1 protein-coding gene is annotated in these 205 nt (G+C 72.7%); it reads left to right on the top strand.

Annotation, left to right across the window (positions count from 1 at the left end):
• Positions 1-2: 2 nt before the first annotated feature.
• The coding region (locus C7C45_RS33025) for an RICIN domain-containing protein (RefSeq protein ID WP_425271195.1) at positions 3-205 on the top strand (203 nt) is incomplete at its 3' end.

Below are 205 nucleotides of genomic sequence, written 5' to 3'. Positions count from 1 at the left end.
GGGTGGCCGCCGCGGCGGCCGCGGTCATGGCAGCCGGCACGCTCGTCGCGGTCAACGCGGCGCCCGCGGCGGCGGCGACCGTGGACACCAACGCCTGGTACGCCCTGGTGAACCGGAACAGCGGCAAGGCGTTGGACCTGTACGCCTCGGCCACCAATGACGGCGCACGGATCAGCCAGTGGACCCGCAACAACGGCGTCAACCA

Source organism: Micromonospora arborensis (assembly GCF_003205615.1).
GTDB classification, from domain to species: Bacteria; Actinomycetota; Actinomycetes; order Mycobacteriales; family Micromonosporaceae; genus Micromonospora; species Micromonospora arborensis.
This window is presented reverse-complemented; position numbering and strand designations above follow the sequence as displayed.